6 protein-coding genes are annotated in these 10,370 nt (G+C 30.7%); all 6 read right to left on the reverse strand.

What is annotated here, in order from left to right; translation table 11 throughout:
- The coding region (locus FGQ49_RS08290; RefSeq protein WP_138269402.1) for a hypothetical protein at positions 1-282 on the reverse strand (282 nt) is incomplete at its 3' end.
- Between the two features lie 115 nt (positions 283-397).
- Positions 398-2,704 (reverse strand): hypothetical protein, encoded by a 2,307-nt coding sequence (locus FGQ49_RS08295; protein ID WP_138269403.1) that lies wholly within the window; start codon positions 2,702-2,704, stop codon positions 398-400.
- 459 nt (positions 2,705-3,163) lie between these two features.
- Positions 3,164-5,122, reverse strand: coding sequence for a hypothetical protein (locus tag FGQ49_RS08300; protein ID WP_138269404.1), 1,959 nt, complete (start codon positions 5,120-5,122; stop codon positions 3,164-3,166).
- Between the two features lie 1,027 nt (positions 5,123-6,149).
- Positions 6,150-6,401: a hypothetical protein gene (locus FGQ49_RS08305; protein WP_138269405.1), complete on the reverse strand. Its 252-nt coding sequence runs from the start codon at positions 6,399-6,401 to the stop codon at positions 6,150-6,152.
- An 831-nt stretch (positions 6,402-7,232) separates the two neighbouring features.
- Positions 7,233-8,552: a hypothetical protein gene (locus FGQ49_RS08310; RefSeq protein ID WP_138269406.1), complete on the reverse strand. Its 1,320-nt coding sequence runs from the start codon at positions 8,550-8,552 to the stop codon at positions 7,233-7,235.
- A 61-nt stretch (positions 8,553-8,613) separates the two neighbouring features.
- Positions 8,614-10,370, reverse strand: a 1,757-nt coding sequence (locus FGQ49_RS08315) for a hypothetical protein (RefSeq protein WP_171020651.1), incomplete at its 5' end; no start/stop codon positions are given.

Raw genomic sequence — 10,370 nt, forward strand, 5'->3', positions numbered from 1 at the left:
ACTTAATTCTTTTATCTCTGTACTGCATTCTTTTAAAGCCTTTTTACTTCCTTTTTCACTGTCAAAAATTCTATCAAGTATCTCTCTTTCATAATTAAACTGCGGATATTCTTCATAATTAACAATATTATCGTAAAAAAATTCCCCATAAGCCTTTAAATCTGATGATGTTGCTTCTATTGGACTAAAAATATCAAATTTAGATAAAAATATTATCCCCTCCAATAATATTATAATCACAACAGCAATTATCCCTAATAACTTTAATTTTCTTTTCCCCATTTTCTTTCCCCTTTAATTTTGTTATTAATTTATTTTTTCATCTTTACTATCTATATTTTCCAAAAGATTTTTTATAATATTTTTATATAAATGTATTATCAATAATTCTTTCTAATCAATCAGGTATATTTATATTATAACCTTTTAAATTTTTAATTATTTCATCAGAATATTTATCCATAAAATGTCCTAAAACCACATCCTTAATTGCATCAAAAACTGCTTCATTTTGTGCTTTTTCAGCATATTTCAAAGAACCATCATTTTCTGCTGAATGCATTCGGTCACTATATGATTCACCTAAAGATCTTGCTCCACCATAAGCTTTTGCTCCTGCACCTCCTGTAAAAAAAGTCATTATTGCATCTTCAATACTTGAATGACCAGTATCTAATAAATCTAATAATATTTTTTTCCTTTTTGAACCTTTTTCTCGAATTTTATTAATAACACTATTTAACACAGTATCATCAACAGGTGTTTTATTATTCCCAATTATTAGGTTTAATGTTTGTTTTAAGCCATCCAAAGATCTATTTATTTCATTAATACCGCCTAATCCCAATAAAGAAATTCCTCCATTATTATTTAGAAAATTATAAGCTTCATCACTTTTATTTTTAACTTGTTCAGGGATTAAATACCTTGCATATTTATCTGCAACTTTTTGCCCTTTAGCTTTTGCCAAAATATATACCATTTTCCTTTGATCAACACTCATATTTTCTATATCATTTAAACTTTGATTACTAAATTCAGGATAAATGCTTAATGCAAGAGGTGTTTCAAACGGTAAATCCTGTCCTCCAAATTTATTTAAATTATCTTCAAGCTTATCCTTACCAAAATCGTTTTCTAACTTTTCAACTTCTTTATCTTTTATTTTATCACTAATATATGGAGGATTCAAATTAATTCCAATTTTATTCTTCCCAACAATATCGTCTGGAATTGCTTTAGCATAATCACCGTAATCAACTCTATTATTCATAATTTCATTTATTGTTTCATCAGGAATAGCTGTTTTAGTATTTTCCTTTAAATAATGTTTTCTTTTATAATAATCAGATAATCTTGTCACCCATAAAGCATCTCTCAATAATTCTTTATAATATTTAGCATCTTCTTCTGATGATGTTATTACTCCATCATATTTTTTATTTAATGCATTTACATCATTTATAGACATCTTACTTCCGTAAATAGGATATACATTTTCAACATCTTTTACATGTTTATCACTACTATCAACATTTTGTCTAAAATTACCTACATCTGATGATGAATATTTTTTATAATCTGCCATTTTTTGATCAAATTCATCTTTATTAAACTTGCCATTTGGAACATAATAATATTTTGTAACACCATTTGTAAGCTTACTCATCTTTTCTTTATTTGCCTGCATCTGTTTTCTTAATACAGCTTTTTCATCTCTTTGTTTTACAAAATTGTTTGCATTATCATTTATCCTTTGTATATCTTCATTTGTTACCCTGCTTCCATAAGTTGGATAATCTGAAAATAAAACATCATTTTTACTATTCATTCCACTTCTTTGATCTACTCCATACTGTCTGTAATAATTATCCATTACATATTTTGAAACATCACTTACATTTTCAATTGGCTTTGCATTTGCCTTTTTCTCATTTTGTATCTGCTGTCTTAATAATTCTTTTTCATTTCTTTGTTTTACAAAATTATTTGAATTATCATTTATCCTTTGTATATCCGAACTTGTCACCCTGCTTCCATAGCTTGGATAAGCTTGATATAAACTATTATTCTTTGTATTTACAGCACTTCTTTGGTCCATTCCATAAGGTTTAATATTACTTGTTACCTGAGATATTCCTTGATCTGTAATACCCCTTTCATTATCTTCACTTTGATTTTTAAAAACCGTATTCTTTTTCTTCTGTATGCTGTTCATAAGACTTTCCACGCTTTCCTTTGCTTTTGCGTCTCTTATGTTTTTCGGCGGTGCGCTATAAGGATTTATGCCTTTTATGTAACTTTCTATTTTCCCCTTGTTTATCTTTTCTCTGTTTTCTTCCGATACGTTATATTGATTTTCCTTTAAAAGTGTTGGCTTATTGTTCTTCTTCATATCAATACCGGAATATGGATTTGCCTTTAAGTAAAAATCATCTCCTATTTTCGTATATGATTTATCCCCAAAAGTTCCACCTCTCTGTCCCATATATTTCTTTACATTATAATCAAGGTTTATGTTGCTTTCAGAGGAATTTCTTGAACCGTCACCATTTGCAAACCTGCTTATTGATGACCCGGCTGAGCTTATTGCTCCTTTTATTCCTGTACTTCCTTTTTTATAAGAACCGCTTTTACCTACAGCTCTCCCTCCTGATACATATGTGCTATAATTTATTTTATATTTATCTTTTTTATTACTCATTTTACTCCTCCTTAAATAAAAAAAGACACGAAATGTGTCGAAAATTTAATTAATTTTTTATTTTTTGTAATATTTTAAAATTTATGCTCCAAATAAATAATTGTAAAATTCAAATGAAACAATCCACCACTCTTTCAAAATAAACTCCACTTACATTTAACCACCTTAACGCATAACCTACAAAACATTAAAAACCTTAACCTGATTTTAACCACCATGTCCCACTCTTTAAAATCAAAACCATAAAACGCATAACCGTTTATTTAACCACCATGTTCTATTACCCTACATAAAATGCCAAATTGGTTAGGCTCGGGGTAGCTTTTCTGACAGTAAAACTCGGGTAGAGTTTTACGCAGTCATCGAAAAGCGTTAAAGGCCCCACGCCCAGTGGCGCCCTTTTATTCGACTTTTTTAGGCGAGTAAAAAAGTCGTGGGGTTCTTAAGGGGCAAAGCCCCTTAAGAATTTAAGTGTATTTTATCAGGCGACAAATTTAAACTTCTTCTTGGCTGTTTACTTACTGTATTTGAATTTATGTTCCCCATACTGCCAAGTTTGTTCATGTTATTCATGCCATTACTACCCATTCCCTTTAAACTTGCAGCCTTTAATAGTGCAGAATTTAGGGCCGAAGATGATGAAGAAGATGAACCTTGAAGTGAAGAAGGCATAGTTTCATCTTTATCCATAACAGAAGTATCCATCATGGCTTTTTCTTGTTCTCCCTTTTGTTGAATTTTCATTATCTTGTCTTCTTCTTTCTTCCTTTCTTTTACTATGTTCATTAATGCTTCTTTTGGTATAACACTGTCAACAGGAAGATTTTTCGCATACTCTTCAAAGGTTATATGACCGCTGTTAAGCATATTTCCAAGAGCTGTTTCTCTTGCATATTTATCAAAAGGAGTGTTTGGAGAAATATCTATTTTAATGCTTACTTTTAATTTTTCTATTGTCTCTTTGTCAATAATTCTGCTTACATAGATTTCCTTGTCTTCTCCCTTTTGGTCTTTTTCGTTTTCTTCCATGTTCTCTATGTCGTCATCTCTTCCAACAATGAAATTATTTCTCTTTTCTTCGTTTTTAACTTCACTTAAAGGTTTCTTTATTATTATTCTTTTTCCCTCTTTTGGAGTGTACACCTGCCACATCTCGAAAATTATCCCTGCAACATCTTCAAGAAAATCTTTAAATCTGATTAGTTGTTCCGTTAAGTTTTGTTCACTGTTTTGTTGAACCGCCAAAATAGCTTGACCACTGGCTCTTTCCGGGTTTACATCCCCGGTAACAGAATCTCCGGCACCTGCAAGGTCTTTTGTGTTTTGTATAAGCTCATCTTGAAGTGACTTACTGTCGGGACTCATGGTTGCAGGGTTTAAGTATCCCGCAACTTTTCTTACGTCGTCAACCGTTTGATTGTCTGTAAATATTGCGCTGCCTACTTTTGTAATACTGTCAGGGTTACTGATTTTCTTGCTGTCAACAACAAGTTTTGGATAAGCCCCCATCATTACCGCAAGAGACCTTCTTGTAGCTGTCTTGTTGATCTCAATTTGGTTTGGTATAAGGTTTATTACTTCACCCATTCCTCTGGCACTTCCTTTTAATTCCTCCCAAACAAAATGAGCAATAGGATACTTCTTAAGTCCTAAATCTCTCTCTTCTTCAATAACTGCATTTTCGGTGGATTTCTTAAACCAAATGTGACCGTCTTTTTTGAAGAACTTGCTTATTACAAGAACCATGTTGTGTAATTCTTCTTTTGCATAATCCCCGGCTTGTTCTTTTGTTTTGTTGTCACTCATTATCTTTTGAATGTCATCTTCCGTTAATTTGTTAAGTCCAAGCTCTTTGTTTTTCCTTGCAAGTCTTTTTACACTGGCAACACTCTGTCTTGTTGTGATTAATATGTACTCTTGATCGTTAATATCAGAGTTGTTTTCATTTTCATAATAAATATTTGTCTTGTTTACAACTTCCGGAACAATCTCATTTTCCTCTACATCATAGTTTAAATAAAGTATACCCTCTGAGTTAATGCAGGCATCTTTTAATATATCCCTTGAAATTGCGTTAATTTTCTTGTTCTCCCAAAGAATCGAAGTATATTCGTTTAATTTAGAGCAAAGATCAGACATCTTCACTTGAAATCTCGCATCTTCAAAGTTGTTGGGAGAAAATACAACGCCGTATCCGTTACCGTTTATTACCCCCGTTTTGTATTTAACAATCGGTTTAATTATGTTGTAAGTTATAGGAGATATAACTCCGCTTTCAACACCTTTCCACTGATCTCCGTTGTAAAAACGATAAACCTTGTCTGTTTCTTCATATACGTTTTTCTTGCTTAAGAAATCCTTTCCTTTTTCATATAAGGCCCATTCGCCTGTCTTTCTGTAATTTTCATTTTCATACATAATTCATTCTCCTTTATTTTTTATTCTTAGTATTAATCTCTTATTTTTTGTAATTTCAATAAACTGCTAAACTTCTGTTATATTTTTAATCTACACACTCTTTTTTTACCTGTTATAATATTTCTAATCTCCATCCATATCCCCCTTACATCTAATACATCAAAAGCCATAACCAACATTTCAAATTAATGTTCAAATATCTTACATAAAAAATACAACGCCTTTATTTATCTTTTATACAAACACCTCAAACATATTGGGGTAACGGTAGCTTTTCTGACAGTAAAACTCGGGCAGAGTTTTACGTAGTCATCGAAAAGCGTTATAAGGCACTTCGCCTAGAAGTGTCCTTTTTACCTCTTATTGTGACTGTTTACTGTTTCAAAGAAACAGCTGAGTTTTTATAAAAACTCAGGAAGCTGAAAGCTTTAAACAACATGAGCGATTTTTAAAAAAAATTGCGAATGGACAAGCAAAAAAAGAGTGGGGTTCTTAAGGGGTAACACCCCTTAAATATGGGGTTTAAGGGGCAAAGCCCCTTTGTATTCACGGCGTTTGAGTGAAAGAATTTTGTCCAGTATTTTTTTCTTTGGAAAAATACTGGTCGCTCTTTAGAGCGAAACCCTAAAACTCCACGCCTAGTGGCGCCCTTTTATTCGACTTTTTTAGGCGAGTAAAAAAGTCGTGGGGTTCTTAAGGGGTAAAACCCCTTAAATAAAGGTTGTTAAGGGAGTATCCCTTAAATATATCCCACCTATATAAAAAACCTACAACCTAAACAGCTTAGGTCGGGGTAGCATTCCAGCACTAAAAATACGGGCAGTATTTTTAGTAAGCTTCGGAATGCGTTATAAGCCTTCACGGCGTTTGAGTGAAAGAATTTTGTCCAGTATTTTTTTCTTTGGAAAAATACTGGTCGCTCTTTAGAGCGAAACCCTAAAACGCCACGCCTAGTGGCGCCCTTTTATTCGACTTTTTTAGGCGAGTAAAAAAGTCGTGGGGTTCTTAAGGGGCAAAGCCCCTTATATTAAACTTTCTTCTGCCCCCTGCTTGTACCGTCATAATTTTCAATATTGCTAAGTGCAATATTCATTTTGTTTAAAGCTTCTTTTTCTTCCTTTGTCATCTTTACCTTGCTTGTTTTTAAAAAAGGTTTAATACTGTTTCTCTTTTCTTCTTTCTTTTCACTAACACTTTTTAAACCGAGATTATAAGCAAAAAGCACCATAGCCATGCTAATAAATCCGTAAATAATTAAACATATAATAATTAAATTCATTTTCTTCCTCCTTTTTTGTTATGTTTAAAATCTGTTTCAAAATTTTTTCTACATACCACACCTCCTTAAAATAAAATAAAAAAAGAGCAAAAAGCTCTTTGTAAACAAAATTTAAAATGAGTAATAAAAAAGGAGCATAACGCTCCTAAAATTAAAATGTATTATTAAACTAAAATACAAACTCAAATCATATTTTAGCTTTAAAACTAATATGTTAAATTATAAAATATGTGCTATTTCACTAATAAACAAAACTCACAGAAATACTTTAACAGCTATTAGTATCATTTTACAAAATTCTTAAATATAGTAACAATAAAACACTAAAAAACCCCTAACCTAACATTTAACCACCATTACTAACTAACTAACATAAAATCCATTCAAACCCTACAATTCCATTTCACTTCTATGTCCCACATCTCACATAAAACATCATAAACCACAACCTACATTTTTCTACCATGTCCCACACCCTAAAATAAACACCACTAACTAAATGTTTAGCTCGGGGCAGCGGCAGCACTCGTTCATAGAAAAATCGGGTAGATTTTTCATGAAATCCGAGTGCGTCAAAGGCTCCACGCCCAGTGGTTTCCTTTTATCCAAATATTTGGATAAAAAATGTCCCACCCACTTACATACAACGCTAAATTATATGGGCTCGGGGTAGCATTCCAGCACTAAAAATACGGGTAGTATTTTTAGTAAGCTTCGGAATGCGTTATAAGGCACTTCGCCCAGAAGTGTCCTTTTTTCCTCTTTTTTTGGACAAGCAAAAAAAGAGTGGAGATCTTAAGGGGTAACACCCCTTAAATATGAGGATGCCCCTTATTTATTATTCTCCTCTTCTTCCATCATTTCTTTTACAATATCAGGTCCCTTCTTTTTCTCTGGTGGCTTTTCTCTTTCAAAAATCATATAATCAGCTTCACTTCCAACAGCCTTTTCCAAATTTCCAAAGAAATAACTATAAAAATCATCATCTATATTAAGTTTATAATGACATTCTCCGTTTTCATCATAATATGTTTCATAAGTTATTGTCGTTTTTTTCTTTGGGTCTACTCTGGTTTTTGTAGACATATCTACATAGTTTCTATATAGATTTTCAGTAAATATTTCTCCCTTTTCTCCTTCCGTAAGATATTTTTCTTCACTTTCAATATCGTTTATGGTTTCTTCAAGGGCTCTATTATAAATTTTTTCATAATCAGGACTGTCAAATATAAGTTTTATTTTTTTCTTATCCCTATCTATTTTCTCTATACTAAAGCCTACACTCCTAAAAGCAACTTCAATATCTTTCTCTTTATCCCCCGTAGGGTCTGCAAAAGTAGACATAACCTCCCTTGCTTCTTCGTAATCACTCGGCAAATCCCCTTTTACTATATCGGTTTTTACATCTTCAATAAGCCCCTTTAATTCTTCATAATATTTAAATTCATCACTTACTATAAGATAATCACATGGATTTTTTTCTATCTCATATACTAACCCGCCTGTTAGTGCACTATATAAATCCATATTACCGTTTTGTTTCCTAAGAGGTGCTATAGACATATCTATTCCACTATATCTTCCAACAGACTTATTTACCATATTTTTATATACTATATTTTCTGTAATTTTATCATTTTCCATTACATTTCTGTATTCTTCTTTTAAATTTTTATTTAACAAATCATTCTTTTCTTTTTTGTTTTTTATGTTTTTCTCTTTTATCTGTTTATCGGTTTTCTCTTTTGCATTTTTATATACTTTTCCATAATTGCATGCGTAAACCTTTAAAGTCACATCACCACTTTCAAAATCTTCTCCATCTTCATATTTACCAGTATCAGTATCATTATCATTCAAAGTAGGTTCTATTGTTATGTTTTTATAACATATTTCAATCCAATCTTCACCAAACAATCTTTTTAAAATTTCCCTTGATTCGTTAAGCTCAGGATACTCTACTTCATTTTCAAAATCCCAGTAAAATTTCTTTGAATTAACTTTTATATCACTGCAATATTCTTCGTCTATATCTGAAAAAAATAATTCTCCTATTTCTTCTCCAAAATTTAACAATATTGTAGATAATATAAAATACATTAAAGCAATAAAAACAAAGGTAAACAACATTCTATAAATAAAATTTTTCATAATTTTCCCTCGATACAAATTTATTATAATTATATCATATTAATAATCATTTTTTATAAATTTAATTTTCATCCTCATTTTCTCTATATTCCAAAGATTTATTAAAAATATTATATTTTGCAGAATTAAATATATCTTTTCCGTGTTTTTTTATAAATTGTTTTATTCGTGGATCTTCAATACCATTTATTAAATCATCTATATTTATTGAAATATTATTTTGTCTTAAAACTTCTTCAACATCCGGATTTATACTAAAAAGTAAACCATCATTAGCATCTTCAAATGCCATGCTTTGTGCTTTATTCACATCATATACACCTTCATAATTCATTGCATCATTATAAGTTTTTCCCCAAGCAATAGAATAAGATAACATTTTACCAAGCCATGGAAATCTTATTGTCAAACTATCGATACAAGTATCTACCGTAACATCAGCAAACCCTTCCATTACATATATTATTGCTTTTTGTAAACCTGTCCCATTATCCTTTAAATATTCTAAAGCAACACTTTGACCTCTTCTATAGGATGGATTAAAATTTGTCCCCATAACACTGCCTGTCTGAAATAATCCTTCAAAATCTCTATATAAAGTTTCTTCATATGCAATTTTAATAAGATAATCATTTCCATATTTTTCAATATTAGCAAGAGTCTCTTCTTTTACTCTGTCTGATACAACCAAAGACATTGCATAAGGTATCTTATCTCTCATTTCTCTATCATAATCACTATTTCCCATATAATCACTCATTGCAACATAAAGCATTTTTCTTTCTTCTTCTGTCATGCTCTGCATAAGAGAAATATCAACATCTTTTAAATATGGATTTTCCTTTAACGCTTCTGTATTACTAAAATCTAAATTTTCAGCTCCCTTTTTTTCAAGCATATATTCTACAGCACCGGGCTCTCCATAATCTTCAATTAATAAATCCTTAGTTTCTTCTCCTTCCTTAGGGTCAATAAAAGGATCTATTGCACTACCATCCTCAGCATAATATTTTCTCTTACTAAAATCTCCATATCTTGGTGCATCTTTTGTATATTCAATAGAATTATGAAGATTTTCTTGAAATGCACTTTTTTGCATATTTGCTTCCGATTGTATCTTCGGCTTTATAACATGTTCATAATACATATTTGTAGAATTTTCTTTTGTAAAATCCCCCGGTCTTCTTGGAACACTATTAATCTCGGAATAAGTTTTGGTGCTGTTCATAGGTTTTGCATTATTCAAAACAGGAGCAAACTGTTCATGTCTTTTATTTCTATCTTCAATTCTTTTTGTATAATATTCACTACCCGGACCAAATTTATTTCTATAAATATCCGTTGTTATATCAGAAGTATAATTCCCATAAGGTCTTACATTATTATTTTTCTTTTCTTCCGGCTCTCTTATGGTTTTTGGGTCATAAGATTTTATATAAGTTTTATTATTATTTTGATTTATAAAATCCATTCCCAATTTTTTATTTTGAGTATATGTATTGTGATAAGTCATAAAATCCTTATTTACATTTGAATTTTGAGTATAGACTTTGGATTTTAAATTGTTATCCCCTTTATATACTATGCTGTCAGTATTGACTTTTTTGTCATTATTTGTCGAATTATACATATTACCATTTAAACCGCTTTTTGAATATATAGGAGCACTCTTTTGTTTTAATATTTTAGCACTATTTTGTAATCCTTTATTTATATAATTATAACTTTGTTTATAAATATCTGCTACACTTTTATTTATCGCTTCTTTTTGTATTTGTTCCTTTTGTTCTTTTTGTTTTTGCATATTATAATAATTTT

The sequence above is a fragment of the Anaerofustis stercorihominis genome (genome assembly GCF_005844425.1).
Taxonomy (GTDB): Bacteria; Bacillota; Clostridia; order Eubacteriales; family Anaerofustaceae; genus Anaerofustis; species Anaerofustis butyriciformans.

Bases quoted from the DNA above. Each gene is read 5' to 3' on its own strand.
- FGQ49_RS08295 (WP_138269403.1), bottom strand. From the start codon at position 2,704: ATGAGTAATAAAAAAGATAAATATAAAATAAATTATAGCACATATGTA.
- FGQ49_RS08300 (WP_138269404.1), bottom strand. From the start codon at position 5,122: ATGTATGAAAATGAAAATTACAGAAAGACAGGCGAATGGGCCTTATAT.
- FGQ49_RS08305 (WP_138269405.1), bottom strand. From the start codon at position 6,401: ATGAATTTAATTATTATATGTTTAATTATTTACGGATTTATTAGCATG.
- FGQ49_RS08310 (WP_138269406.1), bottom strand. From the start codon at position 8,552: ATGAAAAATTTTATTTATAGAATGTTGTTTACCTTTGTTTTTATTGCT.